Below are 16,264 nucleotides of genomic sequence, written 5' to 3' on the forward strand. Positions count from 1 at the left end.
TCTCCGGGGCTGTGATGGAAATGCGGTGTCGATGCAGGCATTGTGCCCACTTCGATCTATGCAAAAAACAGTAATAAACGCGAAATTCAATTGAATTGAAATCAAATATTGGTCGGCGGGAGATCGCGTGCCGAACTATGCTGTGGCTGCTGTCGCTGTAGCGCCATCTGCACGAACACCAGCGCCAGGCCCGAAGCGGCGATCATGGCGCCCACGATGGGCACCGCGGCATAGCTGAATCCCGCTGAAATCGCCGCGCCGCCGGCCGCCGCGCCCAGGGCATTGCCTAGATTGAAGGCGCCCACGTTGACCGAGGAAGCGAGCCCCGGCGCTTCCGAAGCGGCACGCATCACGCGCATCTGCAAGGGCGGCACCACGGCGAAGGTGGCGATGCCCCAGACCACGACGGCGGCAGCGGCTCCGATATGCGTTCTCGCCAGCAGCGGGAACGCGAGCATGATGGCCACGAGCAGGACCAGGAAGACGATCAGGCTGCCGTTGAGCGAGCGGTCCGCGAGCCGGCCACCCGCCACGTTGCCGATCGAAAAGCCCACGCCCACGAGCACGAGCATGGCCGTCACGAAGGTGGGCGATGCGCCGGTAAGGTGTTCGAGCGTTGGCGCGATATAGGTGTAGAGCGTGAACATCGCACCGGCGCCGAGCACGGTCGTGGCCATCGCCATCAACACGACGGGGCGGGTGAGCACCTTCAATTCGCCGCGCACGTGCGGCACTTTTCCGGCTTCGCCCTTCGGCAGCGCCATGCGCAGAATCAGCATCGTGATCACGCCGAGCGCCGCGGTCGCCGCGAACGACATGCGCCAGCCGATGGTCTGGCCGAGCCACGTCGCGGCGGGCACGCCGCCAATGTTCGCGATCGTCAGGCCCATGAACATGGTGGCGACCGCGCTGGCCTGTTTGTGACGGGGCACGACGCTCGCGGCGACGAGCGAGCCCAGCCCGAAGAATGCACCGTGATTGAGGCTCGTGACGAGGCGCGCGAGCAGCAGCGTCGTGTAGTTCGACGAGACCGCCGAGAGCAGATTGCCGATGGTGAAGATGCTCATCAGCGCGATGAGCGCCGTTCTGCGCGACCAGCGCGAAAAGGCGAGCGTCATCAGCGGCGCGCCGACCATCACGCCAATCGCGTAGGCGGTGATCAGCATGCCGGCGGTCGGGATGGAGACGTGCACGCCCTGAGCGATGACGGGCAGCAGCCCCATCGGAGAAAACTCGGTCGTGCCGATGCTGAACGCGCCCATCGCGAGCGCCAGCAACGAAAGCCATGCATGTCCGGATTGTTCAGACTGATCCGGCTTCGATAGTTGTGCCTGGTTCATGCGGGTTGCTCCGTCATGTCTTGATGGAATTGGGGAAGCACTTCACTGGCGATTTCGTTGAACGTCTCGTCGAGCGGCCTGCGATTGCGCCGGAAATGCAGGGCGATGTGATCGACGCCCGCGTGGCGCATTGCATCGAGTTCGCCGATAAGCGCATGGCGGCCCGCGCGCGCGCCGAAGCGATGGCGTTGCAGGGGCTCGTCGGGATCCTCGGCCAGATCGAGATGGATGAAGCTCACGTAGGGCTTCGCACCGGCCACTTCCCGCCATGCCGCGACGCGGCGCGCGTGGTCCGCTGGCGTGCCCGGGTACGCGAGGCAGCCGTCCATGTTCTTGCCGAGCCATTCCGGCTGCTGCTGCGCAAGCCCCGCGACGAACAGGGGCAGCGGCGTGCGCGTCTGCGGCAGCACTTCGATTCCAGCCGGCAGATAGCCGCGCGCGCCACTGCGCAAAAGCGCGATCTGCTCGCGGAAGGTGGCCCCACGGGATTCGTAGTCGCGGCCGAACAGCGGATACTCCACCGGCCGGTCGCCGCTCGCCACGCCCAGTATCAGGCGCTCGCGGCTCAAGGTCTGGATCGACGCGGCCGATTTGAGCGTGAGGAGCGGCTCGCGCAGCGGCAACACCACGGCGGCGGTGCCGAGCAGGATGTTGCGCGTGATGCCGGCGAGGTAGCCGAGATAGGAAAATGTTTCGAACACCTGAGCAGCGTCGCCGAATGACGGATCGTACAGCGGCACGTCGCGCACCCAGAGCGCGCGAAAGCCGAGCGTATCCGCGAGCTGCGCGAGTTCCGCGTGGCGCTCGATGTCAGGCACGCCGTGGTGGCGTCCGTCGCGTTGGCGCTTTGCGTCGCCGCCCGGCGACCAGTCGTTGTCGAGCGGCAGTTCGATGCCGATGCTCAAGCCGCCTTGCGTCAGTTTTTCGAGTGAAGTGGACATGATCGAATCGGGTTCGGAGTTTCGTGCTCAGACTGCGCGCAGACTGCCTTCGAGCCGGAAGAAGTCGAGCGAGGGCGCGGTGAAGAACGAGCGCGACGTGCCCGCCGCGAAGTCGTCGATATGCACGACGGTCGCGCGGTTGGCTTCCTGCCACGAGATCGCGTAGATCTCGCCGGCAACGTGCTGCCACGTATAGGCGACTTCGCCCTTCGCGCCGGTGAAATCGCCTTCGGTGATCTCGTAGCGCATGTGGATGCCGTCCTCGGCATAGGCATTGATTGCGGTGAGGCCGTCGTAGCGGACTTCGAATGTCTTGCCCGCGAAGGGGGGAAGATGGGTCGGTGCGTTCATGCTCGTGTGCTCCTGCTAACTGGGAAAAAGAGGACTGGACGAAGTGTGCGCCCTTTACTTTTGATTAAAAACTAGCCTATAAACGAATATGTTTTGATTTGAAATCAACAATGAAAATCACACTAGATGAGCTGCAAGCCTTTGTGAGCGTAGTCGACAGCGGATCCATCACGGCCGCTGCGCAACAACTCGGCCTCACGATCTCGGCGACGAGCCGCACCCTCGGCAGGCTGGAGGACAAGCTCAAGACCACGCTGCTGCGCCGCACGACGCGCCGTCTGGAGTTGACGGAGGAAGGGCGGGCGTTTCTGACCGATGCGCGGGCGATCATCGCATCGGTGGAGGGTGCGGAAGAGCAGATGGCCGCGCGCCGCGAGCGGCCCTCGGGGCGGCTGCGTGTGGATGCGGCCACGCCGTTCATGCTCCATGTGATCGTGCCCCTCGTGCAGGGCTACCGCGAGCGCTATCCTCAGGTCGAACTGGAACTCAACAGCAACGAAGGGATCATCGATCTGCTGGAGCGGCGCACGGATGTGGCGATCCGGATCGGCGCGCTCAAGGACTCCACGCTGCACGGCAGGCCCGTGGGCCGCAGCCGCGTGCGCATTCTCGCGAGCCCTGCGTATCTGGAAGCCCATGGGCACCCCAAACGCGTGGAGGATCTCGCGAAGCACGCGCTGCTGGGGTTCAATCAGCCCGAGACGCTCAATGTCTGGCCGATATCGGGACCGGACAACGAGCCGTACCGAATCGCGCCCACGATCTGGTCGTCGAGTGGCGAGACGCTGCGGCAGCTTGCGCTGGCGGGCGCCGGCATCGTGTGTCTTTCCGATTTCATGACGGCGCGCGACCGGCGCGACGGGACACTCGTGCCGCTTTTCACGCGTCAGACCCAGGATGTCCGGCAGCCGATCAATGCGGTTTATTACCGGAATACCGCGATCTCAGCGCGCATTGCCTCGTTTGTGGATTATTTGATCGAGGCGGTGCGCGGGACGGAGTTTGAGAGGTAAGGGCGGCAGAGAGCCGTCATCGATTCTACTTATGGCATTCACTATTGCGCGGACGAATATCAAATCAGAATAGCGCTTCACGTGCCGGGTTGAGCCAAAGGATTAGATACAGAGCTAACATGTCAATTCAAAGGCGCGATCATGAAATTATCGATTTGCCTAATGACCCGTATCTATATTTCTCCTTGGACTTCGCGCGCCGCGTAACACATGCTTCTTCGTGTCGGTTCGAAATCGGTGAGGAATCGAAATTGAAGAAGCAATCGATGCTGCGCCTTACGGCTATCGTTCTTGTATCTGTCGGGGTGGTCGCGGCCGTAACGGCGCAGACCAGCGCAAAGGCGGATAGTCTGCACGCAACATCCGATTGCGAACAGGTCGTCGCCTCCATTCTGGCTGGCCTATCGGATCTCGTGACAACAAGTGAACAGTGCTTCGGCCCATTGACTTTCTGCACGGTGTTTTTTGGAAGCTGACGCGTGAGCAATGTGCTAGCCCGGATGAAGGTCGTGGTTGCGATTCTGGCTCTTTCGACCGTGCTTATCGTCCTGAAGATCGTGAAGAGACCCGAGGAGGTCAAGAGCAACCTCGCGAAACAGGACATTGCCACACTCATGCAGGCGCTGAATCATTACCATCGGGACAAGGGCCGCTATCCGACGCAGGCGCAAGGTCTGCATGCGCTGATTGGAAAGCCCAACACCGATCCGCTGTCGAACATCGGGAAGGAAGGCGGCTATCTTGAGCGTTTGCCCGAGGACCCGTGGGGCAACGCGTATCAGTATCTCAATCCGGGTGTGCATGGCGAGATCGACGTATTCAGCTACGGCCAGGACACCCGGCATGGCGGCGAAGGCGACGACGCCGACTTGGGCTCATGGGAGTAGTCCGTGCGCCGCCGACGGAATCGCCGCAGCGTTGGCCTCCTTTCGAAGAAAAGAGTAATCGTTTCCCCTTATAGAAAAGATCGAAAATTCTGCTTGGACGTGATTCCTGATTTGCTCGACAATTCTATTGTCGCTCATGAGAAATAAACGCTGTTCTTGAGTTTGCATCCTGATTCAGCAGTTCGTGAGTTCCATGTTAATTATGTTGGAGTACGTAATGTTTAGAGTGCAATCGACCAAATTCATCTTGCTGCTTGTCACGGTATTTGGCTTTGGTGTCACTGCCTTCGCGCAGCAAAGTACCGCTGATCAGGAGCCAGCCGTCGAGGCCGGCCAGACACAGCCGGTGCAGGTTGCGGCAACGGAGGCGGTCCATCGCGAGCATGCGGTCATTGCGGTCACACCTGCGCCAATAGTACCGGCAAGCAACAAAGCGCCGAAATGCGTTGGCCCTGCAAGCTTCTGCAATATCTATTTCGGGAATTGATCCTTTCGCGCATGGCCTCTGTCCAGATATCGTACGCGACTGCGGGCAGACCAACGCGATATGTGCATTCAAAATGGGTGTCCCGCTTATCAATCGGATTTGAGTATCATTGTGAAACACCATATCGCAGCAATGCGCACTTTTCTGAAAGTTGTCGATTTGCACGGCTTCGCACGGGCAGCCGAGCAATTGCATCTCTCTCCGGCGCGAGTGACGCGGCTTGTCAGCGACCTCGAGTCACACCTCGGCGTGCGGCTTTTACAGCGTTCGACCCGCCGGGTCGTGTTGACGGATGTGGGCTCGCGCTATGCCGATGGTTGTCGTGCACTGCTATCCGACCTCGAAAGAATCGAATCGAGTGCGATGGCGGATTCGAGTCGAATTTCCGGTCGTCTGCATGTCGCAGTGCTCGGGAGCCTCATGTCACCTGAACTTGGCGCACTGTTTGCCGATTTCCAGGAGCGCCACGCTAATGTGTCGTTGAACATTACGCTAACTGAATCGGAAGTCGATCTACTCGGCGGCGGTTTTGACGTCGGTGTCGTGGCGGATAGAATGATCCATTCCACCACTCTGGTATCGCGCACGCTCGCACGCTCGCCACTGGTTGCCGTTGCGTCTCCTGCCTACCTGATGAGGGCACAGGCACCCCAGCGGCCGACCGACCTCGCAAAGCATCGCGTCATTACGCATGTGGCTCGTGGGAAGACATTTCTCTGGAGCGACGGAGGTGGAGCGAATCACGGCGTGCAACTCGACGCATGCGTGTCCGTAAACAGTTCATTGCTGCAAAGACAGATTGCCCTCGCGGGCGCCGGTATCGCTCTCTTACCCGAATTCACGGTCGCGAACGACGTGCGGATCGGCACGCTAACGCAGGTATTGGGCGAGTATCGTATCGAGAATGACGACGTAACCATCAAGTTGGTCTACCAGGAGCGTGAACTCCTGCCAGGCAAGGTGCGCGCATTCGTCGATTTCGCGGTTTCGCACTTTGACCTGCCTTTAATCCGCTCCGCGCCACAACACGCATTTCACTTCCATGGGAATCCTTCGCACGACCAGCAGTTTCTGCAAGCTCGTGGCCTGACTTCGCATTCGCGTGGCGAGGCCCCAATTCGGCTAAGTCCTCATCCGCGAGAGCAATCGGCAATCGTGGTGTATGCGGGCGGGACCGAATGATCGGATGATCAGAACTTGTGACGAATGCCGAGGCGCAAAGCGAGTTGGTTATTGGCGTTGCTGCCCGATGTTCCGAAGAAAGCGGTCTGGCTGGAACCTATCAACGCTTGCAACGGCTGTCCTCGAACGTGGCCCGACGCGATCTGATAGGCCATGAGCAAGTAGACGTCGGTTGTCTTGCTGGACGCGTAGTCGATGCTTCCGTCAAGCTGATTCCAGTGACCGGCCGTATTGTTGCCTCTGGTGTTCATGTAAATATATCCGAGGCCGGTCGTCATTGCCTGCGTGAACGCGTACTTCGCGCCAGCTTCATACGCATCGAACCTCGTTGCCTGACCGGAGACGGGCACGAAGCGCGTGTTTGTATACAGCGCCCAAATCGTCGTCGCACCAATCGTATAGTTGGTGCCAATACCAAATGTGCGCAAATCCTTGATTGTCGCGCCGGAAAGCCTGGCTGGCTGGACATTGGCGAAGGCAGTCGGCGACGGATAGCCACTGGTCGCAGGAAAACGAATGTCCAACCAGGTCATGCCCGCGCTAAACGGTCCCGCCGCATAGTACGTGCCGAAATTGTACGTTCGTCCCGAACCAGCGCGGGTATTCGATGCCGGCGAGCCGGAAAATTCCCCTGGCTGATTCGAGAAGCCGTACATGGCTCCAAACGTGAAGCCATAAGCATTCCTGCTTAGAAACTTGATCGCATTGTCTATACGGCTTGACGATATCTGGTCGACGTCGGCAATGTGGTACGCATAGTTTCCGGCTGGAGTCTGTCTGGCCGTCGTATAGTTGAGCAGAATATCCTTAGTCAACGAGTTCTGGCGACCGAAGGTCAGCGTACCAATACTTTTCTTTGAAAGCCCGATAAACGCCTGGCGACCGAACTCGCGTGAACCTTGGCCAGGTTTGCCATTGCCAAGGCTAATGCCGCTCTCGATGATAAAAATGGCCTTCAGCCCGTCTCCGAGATATTCGCTACCTTGCATACCCCATCGATTGCCTTGCGACACACCATCGTCGAACTTGGCCACACTATGTGAAGGACCTGCGCTTTGCAGGGTGCTATGGTTCGCGTAGCTGATGCCTGCATCAAAAAGGCCATAAAGCGCTATTTTGGTTTGCGCGTGCGCGGTGATTGCAATCCCGCCTAGCAGCATAATCCCCGGAATCTTCTTTTTCATTCTTGGTCTTACGGGATTATTATTTTGCTACGCACGGCAGGCCACGAGTGAGGCGGCTAGTGTATCACTCGATAAAGAAACGCATTCAATGCGAAAAATGAAATTATTAATTTTACGAATGCGGTGATGTATTCCCTGTCCGGAGGTGCGAACGTTGCGCACGCCGCTGCTTTGCAGCGCATGGAATCCACGCAACGTCGCACCACGATATCGGCCGCAATGTTGTCCGATGAACGACCTGTCGCTTAGAAGCGGTGCTTGAGGCCCACGGCCACCACCACCTGCTGGTTGTTCCTGGACGGCGTTAGCGTATAGACGCCGGCGTCGAACGCCGAGATGCCGTTACCTCCGCCAACGCGCTGGTAGACGCCTTCAAGATAGACGTCGGTGCGCTTCGAAAGCAGGTAATCGGCTTGCGCCATGACCTGGTTCCAGTGCGGATGTGCGTTGCCCTTTGACGATTCGAACGACGCCGTCGTGTACGTGTAGGACGCACCGAGACTAAAGTCCGAACGCACGAAGTAGCGGCCATTGATTTCGAAGTTGTCGAACTTGATGTAGTTGCCCGCGCCGTTCGAGCCTCCGGGCAGCGCACCATTGCCCGTGCTGCCGCCGAGCCAAAGGTTCGACACGCTATCGGTCGAAGTGTGCGTCCACAACACACCAACGGACGACTGGCCGAACATATACTGCGCGCCGAGGCCGTACATCCGTTGCAGACCACCCAATGTCAGCGCATTACCATCGCCAGTGCTATCCGCGCCCGTCGCGTTCTGCGCATTCGGGTTGCGATTGATCTGGAGGTAGGCCGCCGCGAGGTTGATCGGCCCGACGGAGTAGCTGAGGCCAGCGCTATAAGCGTTATTGTTGGAGACCTCGCCTGCCTGATTCGAAAACGCGTACATTGCGCCGACCTTCAATCCGCCGAAGGACGCGCTGCTGAACTTCACCGAATTGTTCAGGCGCATATCGTTATTCAGGTTGTCGTTGTCGTACGGGTGCTCGGCAATGTTGCCGCCAAAACCCGAACCCGTGGCGCTCAACGGCGCGAGGTACGTGACCAGGAAGTCATATTGACGGCCCAGCGTCAGCGTGTAGTTATGGTCCGAGCTCAGGCCGACCCACGCCTGGCGACCGAAGAGATCGCCACCGTTCTTGAATGTGCCGTTCGCCGAGTTGAAGCCATTTTCCAGCCAAAACACGGCTTTCAAGCCGTGACCCAGATCTTCGGAGCCACGCAGACCCCAGCGCGACGTATAGACGCTTCCTGAAAATACTTGCCACTGCGTGCCGCCACCTGCAGCGGGTTTTGCGGCGTTGGTGCGGGCGTTGCTGCTATAGGCCACGCTTGTATCGACTAACCCGAACAGCGTGACGCTGCTTTGTGCGTGTGCGGCGCCGGCAAACAGCGTCAATGCTGCTGCGGTGGTGAGACCCCGGTATTTCATTGAATTTCTCCGTCGTTAGATCTGATTTTTTGCCGCGAGAATGCAGCGTTTTCAGGCCGGACGGAGTATAGAAAGGACGCGGAATACGAAACACTTTAGTTTGATAAACAATAAATTTTGCTCATGAAATACCTTATTTCATAAAAAGTTCATCGTTTGCTAATTGGGCTCTATTCGGTGTGCAGCGAGGCAGGTGACGTCGCTCTGTTCGAGTCGGGAAAGCGTTGCGCTGACGCACTTTTCGGTTTCGATGGCGTTGTGACGGTGCAACGGCTCGCTCGGTCACGCCTGCCTGGGACTCGCCAATCGGTCTGAATTAGTGACCTGAATAGATCGGTCTCATGCCATCGTTGGCAGGGCGCGTTGCAACAGGAGCCCCCGAGTCAGTTGCGCCATTCGCGACGCCGCCAACCGCGCTGTTTTGTGCGGCAACTTTTGCTTCGGCCGCCTGAATGTCTTCCGGGTAGTGCGGATCTTCTCCGCGTGCCGGGTTATATCCCGCCTTCTCAAGCTGTACCAGTTCGGCGCGAACCTGCGCACGCGTAAGCGGCGCATTCGATTGGGCAAACGATGCAATCGGGACAACGACGGCTACAGCAACTGCGACGGCGCGAATAAGCGATTTCATTGTTGGAACCTCCAAGATGCTTTGGTACTCGGTGCGGCCCGTTGCCGTACCCGATGACCCAAGTCTAGGAGTTTCACGATCCACGGTTAACCGTCGTTTCAGCAAGGTACCCTTTCATCAAGCTTAATGATTGATCGTGTGCGGTCTGGAAGTTATCGGTTTATCTAATGAGGTGGATCGATATTTCCCCTTGGACTCTACAGGCCCGATGATTCATGATTCATAGGGTGACTTAGAGTGATCATTCTTGTATCTCTCGGTGCGGAGAATGAGAGTGAGTCAATCATCCTTCGTGGCCTTTGTGCGGGCCACAGTTTTTCGCGCTGCGGCCCCCCAAAAAAAAATACCTTGAGCTGCACAGGTCTGCCCGTGCGTCCATCGCGCATTTTCTCAAACGTCCACGTACTGTCATTGTGAATCATCTGTTTAGCGCGATGCAGGTCTTCCTCAAGGTTGTCGATACTCAGCAGTTTTGCGAAGCAGCCCAGCAACTTAGTATCTCTGCGTCGCGCGTTACCCGCTATATCGATGATCTCGAGGCGCATCTCGGTGTCAAGCTGCTTCAAAGGTCCACTCACAGAACCGCCTTGACCGATGTCGGTGCGCAATACGCACATGGATGCCGAACATTGCTGTCGGACCTGGCTACGGTTGAAGCTCGTGCAACGCGCGCGTCTACGAAGGTTGCCGGGGAACTGCGCGTGGCGATAATGAGTGGGCTTGATCAGCAGGGGTTTGCTGCGCTATTTGCTGAATACCGGACCCACCATCCTGACGTGTCGCTGCATGTCACGTCGACTGAAGCGGAGGTCGATCTGGTTGGAGGCCGGTTCGACGTGGGGATTCTGAGCGATGAAATGGTGACATCCGTGACACACATTTCGCATACGCTGATTCGCTCGCGCGTGATCCCAGTCGCTGCTCCTGCCTATCTGGCCCGATCGTCCGAACCGCTTCGGCCCGACGATTTGAGCGCTCATCGTTTGATTGGCTTTACCACGAGTGGCCGAGGAAAACGGTGGTATTTCGAAGGTGAGGGGGAGCAGAGCGTTCGCGTCAACAAGTCGTTCGTCGCCGACAGCCGGCTAATGCAAAAGCAATTGGCGCTGACCGGAGCAGGCATTGCGCTACTCCCCGAATGCCTGATCGCAAACGAAATACGGCAAGGTGATCTGGTTTGTCTGCTGGACGCATACCGCTTGATTGAAGATGATTTGACGATCTCACTGGTCTATCCGAGTCGAGACTTTCTCCCCGGTCGGGTTCGTGCGTTTGTTGACCTTGCTTCCAGATATGCCGCGCGCAGCGGGGCGAAAATAAGTCATGCGAATTATTCGACCACGATAAGGGGACGACGGATGCTGTCCCCGAAGCCGGGCGGCTTCATTGGTGCCTCCGTAGACCCACTTCCATGTCGCATGATTACCACAGAGAAATGACCACCCTGCGATCGCGTGGGTTGGCAAATTTCTTTTAAAACAGCGTGTTGAACGCCCGCTCTGCAAACATCCCATATTTAGAAAGTATCTCTTTCAGAACCAATGCACCCTCTCGAATGGATTTGGCGCTTAAATCTTATACGAGACATGGCTCCGAGATCCTCAGCCATTTCAGTGCAGCATGAACCTCAATACGGAGAGAACATGAAGAAAACATTGATCATCGCGGGCGTTCTGAGCGCGTTCGCAATTTCGGCTCATGCACAAAGCAGCGTCACGCTGTACGGTTCGCTCGATGCAGGCATCCTCTACGCGAACAACGCCGGTGGCCACTCGACATGGAACCAGGGCAGTGGTGCGCTATCCGACACGTACTTCGGCCTGAAGGGCAGCGAAGACCTGGGCGGCGGCCTGCATGCGATCTTCAAGCTGGAAAATGAATTCAACCTGAACAACGGCAGAGACACTGAAGCCGGTACGATGTTCAACCGTCAGGCCTACGTCGGTCTGCAAAGCAACTATTACGGCACGCTAACGCTTGGTCGCCAGTACGACTCGATGGTCGACTACGTGGCACCGCTGTCGGACACCGGTTCGGGCTTCGATAACAACCTGGCTGCTCATCCGTTCGACAACGACAACCTCGACCATTCGTTCTCGATCAAGAACTCGGTCAAGTACCAGAGCGCCAACTACGCCGGCTTCAAGTTCGGTGGCCTGTACGGTTTCAGCAACGACGCGGGTCAGTTCGCGAATAACCGTGCATGGAGCGTTGGCGCGGCGTATGGCGTCGGTCCGCTGAACTTCGCGGCGGCCTATTTGCAGATGAACAACTCGCGTTCGAACAGCAACGCAAGCGGCGCGAACTCGGCAGGCGCGGGCAACAACTTCAACCTGTCGGCTGAAACGCAGCGTACCTTTGGCGCAGGCGTGAACTACACCTACGGCCCGGCAACGGTCGGCTTCGTGTGGACCCACACGCAGTACGAAAACCTGATCGCCGGCGGCCAGGGCGGCAGCGTCTTCACGATCCCGGACGGCACCAACCTGCACATGGACAACTTCGAGCTGAACGGCCGCTACGCGCTGACGCCGGCCCTGAGCCTGGACGCGTCGTACACGTACACGGACGGCAAGATCAAGGGTTCGAACGGCTCGGGCGACCCGAAGTGGCACACGGTCTCGCTGCAGGCTGACTACTCGCTCTCGAAGCGCACCGACGTCTACGTCGAAGGCGTGTATCAGCATGCTTCGGGCGAAATGGGCAACCTCGGTCGGAACGTCGCCATGATCAACACCCTGTCGCCGTCGACCACGCAGAACCAGATCGCAGCAACAGTGGGTCTGCGTCACCGCTTCTGATCGAGGGCTGACGAGAGCCCGGTTGCCGCTCGAGCGGCGCTCAGGCCGTTTTCGCCGGTCTGAGCGCGTGCTCCGGGGTCCACAACTTTCGTCGTCTTCGTATTCGCTTCGAGTATCGGGTTTTATTTGGAGGAGACAAAAAAATGTCAAAGAAATTGTTTGTAGTGTCTGTGCTCGCTGTTTTCGCCGCAACCGCGCATGCACAAAGTTCGGTAACCCTCTATGGCGTCATCGACGAGGGTTTCGATTTCACCAATGATGTTGCAGGAAACAAGGTATACGAGCTTCAGAGCGGCTATGTGCAAGGCAGTAGATGGGGGCTGAAAGGGACGGAGGATCTTGGCGGTGGTCTGAAGGCGTTGTTCCAGTTGGAAAACGGCTTCGATGTTAACAGTGGCCATCTGAATCAAGGTGGCCTGATGTTCGGACGACAGGCGTATGTGGGACTGTCCAGCGCCACCTACGGCTCGATCACGCTGGGGCGCCAGTATGATTCCGTGGTCGACTATCTGGCGCAGACGACTGCCAACGGCAGTTGGGCTGGATATCTGTTCGCGCACCCATACGACAATGACAACACGGACGATAGTTTCCGGGTGAACAACACCGTGAAATACACCAGTCCGACGTTTGCGGGCTTTCAGTTTGGTGGCACGTACGGTTTTTCCAATGGCACGAATTTCGCCAATAATCGACAGTACAGCTTCGGCGCATCGTATACGAACGGCGGTCTCCTTGTTGCTGCGTCTTACCTTCAGGCGAATAATCCGTCTGCGACGGCAGGCGGTGCAATCACGAACGGCGGTGACGAGAATTTTGTGGGAACGCGTCTGCGCATTTTTGGTGCTGGCGTCAATTACACATTTGAAAACGCCACAGTTGGTTTTGCCTACTCGAACACGGACGTGGCAAATCCCGTCAGTTCTGTGTACGTCGGTGCAATTGCGCCGGCCGGCGGTGCACTCTCGAATCTGAGATTCCAGAACTTCGAGGCGAATGCCAAGTACCAGTTCACACCGTCCTTCTACGTGGGGGCGATGTACGTCTACACCCGGGCGACGCTTACGTCGGCAACAACGGGAGAATTGCATCCGAACTATCAGACGATTGGCTTGATGGGCGACTACAATATTTCCAAACGCACCGACTTCTACATCCAGGGCGCGTACCAGCGCGTTGGCGGCGATACTACCGGTTCGGTGCTGGACGTCGCATACGTCACCGGGGCAGACGGTGTCTCATCGACTGGCAATCAGCTCGTTGTGCGTGCCGCGGTTCGCCACCAGTTCTGATCTGCCGACTTCCGCGCTTCTTGTCGATGTCAGGAAGCGCAAGCGGGCCCCGGTGGTCGTAGATGCATCACCGGGGCTCTCGGCGCTCTTCTCAGGCGTTCGGGTTGTCGAAATGCTTCGTCAACGTGCGCAGCGACGCCAGGCATCCGTCGCTGAGCAGTTCGAGGACGGCCGTGGTAAAGGCTGTTGCGGCCGCGGACCGGTACGCTAGCCGGGATCGGAGGAGAGCGGCCGTACGCACCGGAAACGCCGGATTCAGCGAAACATACTGAAGATCCCGATGCTCGAATTCGATCGTGCTCGGCAGAATCGTCGCAATCTTCCCGCGACTCACGATCTTGAGCACCGCACTGATCGAGTTTGCCTGCAGAGCGACGCGGGGTTGCAAGTAGCAGGATTCGAAATAACTGTCGACATAGAAGCGCGATACAAAATTCGTCGTCAGGAGTGCGAGGGGTATTTCCGCCAACTGCTCCGGGGTAATCGGCACACACTGCTGTGCCAGAGGGTGGGTCTTGCCAACCACGAGCATCAATTGCTCCGGGAAAAGCGGCTCGGCTTCGATCTCCTGGGAGCGGACATCAGTGAAGCCGAATGCGAGATCGACCTGGTCGTTGATCAGCGCGCTTTCCACGGCGTCGAGCGACATTTCCTTCATTTCGATGACCACACCCGGATACTGCTCGTAGAAGTGCTCGATGACCGGCGCGACGAGGTACTCCGTGAACGTCGGCGTAAAAGCGGCACGCAACTGCCCGCGCGATAAATCGTGTACATCCTGCATGGCGCGCTGCGCGGTGAGCAAATCATTGTATGCCCGGCGCGCGTACTCGAGATAGACCGTGCCGAAATCGGTCCTGCGAACGACTCGCCCGCTGCGGTCGAACAATTGTGCTCCCAGTTCATCCTCCAGTTGCCGGACTTTCTGCGATAGCGCCGACTGTGAAACGCATAACGCATCCGCTGCGCGCGTAAAGTTGCGATGCTTGTCGATGGCTAGCAAATAGCTGATGTTTCTAAGTAGTGGACTGCGCTGCATTGGTTTCTGATTCTGTCGAGTAGAGTGTTGAGTCTTGGGTTAATGACGAGCACACCGCGCTGAATTCACTAGTGCTGCCGGAGCGGATCACTGTCATCCACTGGTCCGCTGCATATCACGAGAAGAAACCGTGGGGGAACCATACATCGGCGAGGCGCGTGATTCCCCACCAGAGCAGGAAGAAGGCCGCCAGGTCGAAGAGCGCGGGATGCCAGAGCATCTGGCGAAGGGGAACGCGCAGCAATAATCCGTGCGACAGGGACGTTACGGTCAGTGCGATGGCCGCCCAGAACAGGGCGGATGGCATATAGACGCCAAAGATGCGGATTTCTTCGATCATCGGGCAGCGTTTCCAGATGAATACGCGTGTGGGAAAAGATTGCAGCGCATTTGCAATTTCACTGAGCGTACGGGACGTGGACCAAAGCAGGCGCGCAAGCCGTGCAGAGAAAAAATATTCCGCACGAATCGCTCAATACTTGCTGGCACTTTCGGTAGCAGCACGCGGTTTGCGTTATTGATTCGTCTGCATCGCCACGCGCATTCGGGTGAAAAGCGGCCTGTAAAGACTTGGGCGAAGCCCTTACGCTAGCCCTCTACGAGAGAAATTGTGCCTCTTATTGACCACCGCGTCCAAGACGGATATCCGAAAGTATCTATCTATTTGTCTTATGAGCGATCATCATGCCGCCGCAGAAAGCGTTGTTGAGTGTATGTCATTCAGTCAATGCATTGTTATCCGTTTAACCATTGTGCGTGCGTTGGGTTGTTGATACCTTGACGGTAAGACTAAAAGAATTCTGATAAGTGGAAACATTATGCGTCACCCAATGCAATTGAATCTGACTGGAGAAGGACGGCAGCGTAAACTTCGCATCGCGATCGGCAATAAAACGATGTTACTTGACGGATTGGGTATTGACAGTTTCGTTGAGCAGCTTGCGTTGTTTCGCGCTTCGATGTTGCCCAGGGTACCCGATGCGATGATACCCACTCACGACTACCCCATCACTGTGGACCCCTGTTGGTATATCGAACCGAGTCTACTCATGGAGGCAATGACGATCTTTTTTCGCCACGAAGGGTTGGGATGGACGGGGTTCGCGCTCACGGATGCGGAATGCGAGGCGTGGATAGGTGAATTGCGCGCGGTCGCGCGAGGCATTGAGGCTAGTGCGTCTGTGGAGATGAGACAGTGACTGACAAAAGCGAGACGGGATCCATCCGCGACCTCGATATGGAGATCGTCAACGAATATGGAGCGAGCACGCTTCGAGTGGGATTGGGACAAGGCGACGTTCTTCTCAGCCCAAAGGAAATCGATGAGATCATTGAATTTCTCGGCTTTGCGCGCGTTGATATAACGCCGCCCGTGCCGTTCGAGGTCTTGCGCAATCATCAGTTTCCACTGGAAACGAAGGCTACCTGGAAAGTGATCACCGATCCGGGATTTCATGGCGCAGTGGTGTTCTTCCGGCATAGCGGATATGGCTGGACGGGATTCGCCATTCCGTATACGAGCCTTTTGAAGCTGCTGGCGCTGGAACTCAAAACGCCACAGCATTTCGTGACCCGCACTGTGAACTAGCCGGTACACCAATGCCCTCATTGGGCTTGCGGCAGATTCGCCAGTAGAGCCTCTGTTCGCGTGCTTACGAAATGCGGAGTTGC

The 16,264-nt window shown here is 57.6% G+C and carries 18 protein-coding genes; 10 read left to right on the forward strand and 8 right to left on the reverse strand.

The window, feature by feature from the left end; genetic code table 11:
* Positions 1–101: 101 nt before the first annotated feature.
* Genes L5014_RS00395 through L5014_RS00405 form a run of 3 tightly spaced genes read right to left on the reverse strand, consistent with a single transcriptional unit; the run spans position 102 to position 2,632 of the window.
* On the reverse strand, positions 102–1,340 hold the full coding sequence (locus L5014_RS00395; RefSeq protein WP_238461615.1) for an MFS transporter: 1,239 nt from the start codon (positions 1,338–1,340) through the stop codon (positions 102–104).
* Positions 1,337–2,281 (reverse strand): LLM class oxidoreductase, encoded by a 945-nt coding sequence (locus L5014_RS00400; protein ID WP_238461616.1) that lies wholly within the window; start codon positions 2,279–2,281, stop codon positions 1,337–1,339. The genes L5014_RS00395 and L5014_RS00400 overlap by 4 nt, the downstream gene beginning before the upstream one ends.
* Positions 2,282–2,308: 27 nt before the next feature.
* Complete coding sequence (locus L5014_RS00405; RefSeq protein ID WP_238461617.1) at positions 2,309–2,632, reverse strand: MoaF-related domain-containing protein; 324 nt, start codon at positions 2,630–2,632, stop codon at positions 2,309–2,311.
* Positions 2,633–2,742: 110 nt separating this feature from the next.
* On the opposite strand from L5014_RS00405, the gene L5014_RS00410 reads away from it, so the two are divergent.
* The 5 genes from L5014_RS00410 to L5014_RS00430 all read left to right on the forward strand — a co-directional run bounded on the left by L5014_RS00410 (position 2,743) and on the right by L5014_RS00430 (position 6,201).
* Positions 2,743–3,645, forward strand: coding sequence for a LysR family transcriptional regulator (locus tag L5014_RS00410; protein ID WP_238461618.1), 903 nt, complete (start codon positions 2,743–2,745; stop codon positions 3,643–3,645).
* Between the two features lie 251 nt (positions 3,646–3,896).
* Positions 3,897–4,121, forward strand: a complete 225-nt coding sequence (locus L5014_RS00415; protein WP_238461619.1) for a hypothetical protein — start codon at positions 3,897–3,899, stop codon at positions 4,119–4,121.
* A gap of 24 nt (positions 4,122–4,145) precedes the next feature.
* Complete coding sequence (gene gspG / locus L5014_RS00420) at positions 4,146–4,532, forward strand: type II secretion system major pseudopilin GspG (RefSeq protein ID WP_238462102.1); 387 nt, start codon at positions 4,146–4,148, stop codon at positions 4,530–4,532.
* A gap of 217 nt (positions 4,533–4,749) precedes the next feature.
* A complete protein-coding gene (locus L5014_RS00425) occupies positions 4,750–5,019 on the forward strand; it encodes a hypothetical protein (RefSeq protein ID WP_238461620.1) in 270 nt (89 codons plus the stop codon).
* 132 nt (positions 5,020–5,151) lie between these two features.
* Positions 5,152–6,201: a LysR family transcriptional regulator gene (locus L5014_RS00430; protein ID WP_274389196.1), complete on the forward strand. Its 1,050-nt coding sequence runs from the start codon at positions 5,152–5,154 to the stop codon at positions 6,199–6,201.
* 8 nt (positions 6,202–6,209) lie between these two features.
* On the opposite strand, the gene L5014_RS00435 is transcribed toward L5014_RS00430, so the two are convergent.
* The 3 genes from L5014_RS00435 to L5014_RS00445 form a co-directional block, all read right to left on the reverse strand.
* Positions 6,210–7,385, reverse strand: coding sequence for a porin (locus L5014_RS00435; protein WP_238461622.1), 1,176 nt, complete (start codon positions 7,383–7,385; stop codon positions 6,210–6,212).
* 245 nt (positions 7,386–7,630) lie between these two features.
* Entirely contained in the window at positions 7,631–8,833 is a 1,203-nt protein-coding gene (locus tag L5014_RS00440; RefSeq protein WP_238461623.1) for a porin, read from the reverse strand.
* A 316-nt stretch (positions 8,834–9,149) separates the two neighbouring features.
* Positions 9,150–9,461, reverse strand: coding sequence for a DUF4148 domain-containing protein (locus L5014_RS00445; protein ID WP_238461624.1), 312 nt, complete (start codon positions 9,459–9,461; stop codon positions 9,150–9,152).
* Positions 9,462–9,874: 413 nt separating this feature from the next.
* Between L5014_RS00445 and L5014_RS00450 the strand changes: the two genes are divergently transcribed.
* From L5014_RS00450 to L5014_RS00460, 3 genes are all read left to right on the forward strand, one after another.
* On the forward strand, positions 9,875–10,900 hold the full coding sequence (locus L5014_RS00450; protein ID WP_238461625.1) for a LysR family transcriptional regulator: 1,026 nt from the start codon (positions 9,875–9,877) through the stop codon (positions 10,898–10,900).
* Positions 10,901–11,104: 204 nt separating this feature from the next.
* Positions 11,105–12,262, forward strand: a complete 1,158-nt coding sequence (locus L5014_RS00455) for a porin (protein WP_238461626.1) — start codon at positions 11,105–11,107, stop codon at positions 12,260–12,262.
* 143 nt (positions 12,263–12,405) lie between these two features.
* A complete protein-coding gene (locus tag L5014_RS00460; protein WP_238461627.1) occupies positions 12,406–13,554 on the forward strand; it encodes a porin in 1,149 nt (382 codons plus the stop codon).
* A 91-nt stretch (positions 13,555–13,645) separates the two neighbouring features.
* Here L5014_RS00460 and cynR read toward each other — a convergent pair whose 3' ends face one another.
* Together cynR and L5014_RS00470 are read right to left on the reverse strand one after the other, a co-directional pair.
* Positions 13,646–14,593: a transcriptional regulator CynR gene (gene cynR, locus L5014_RS00465; protein WP_238461628.1), complete on the reverse strand. Its 948-nt coding sequence runs from the start codon at positions 14,591–14,593 to the stop codon at positions 13,646–13,648.
* A gap of 115 nt (positions 14,594–14,708) precedes the next feature.
* On the reverse strand, positions 14,709–14,933 hold the full coding sequence (locus tag L5014_RS00470; RefSeq protein WP_238461629.1) for a DUF1656 domain-containing protein: 225 nt from the start codon (positions 14,931–14,933) through the stop codon (positions 14,709–14,711).
* Positions 14,934–15,423: 490 nt separating this feature from the next.
* Between L5014_RS00470 and L5014_RS00475 the strand changes: the two genes are divergently transcribed.
* Both L5014_RS00475 and L5014_RS00480 read left to right on the forward strand, forming a co-directional pair.
* Positions 15,424–15,792: a hypothetical protein gene (locus tag L5014_RS00475; protein WP_238461630.1), complete on the forward strand. Its 369-nt coding sequence runs from the start codon at positions 15,424–15,426 to the stop codon at positions 15,790–15,792.
* A complete protein-coding gene (locus L5014_RS00480) occupies positions 15,789–16,181 on the forward strand; it encodes a hypothetical protein (protein ID WP_238461631.1) in 393 nt (130 codons plus the stop codon). The genes L5014_RS00475 and L5014_RS00480 overlap by 4 nt, the downstream gene beginning before the upstream one ends.
* Positions 16,182–16,264: the final 83 nt, after the last annotated feature.

Source organism: Paraburkholderia tagetis, from assembly GCF_022213065.1.
GTDB classification, from domain to species: domain Bacteria; phylum Pseudomonadota; class Gammaproteobacteria; order Burkholderiales; family Burkholderiaceae; genus Paraburkholderia; species Paraburkholderia tagetis.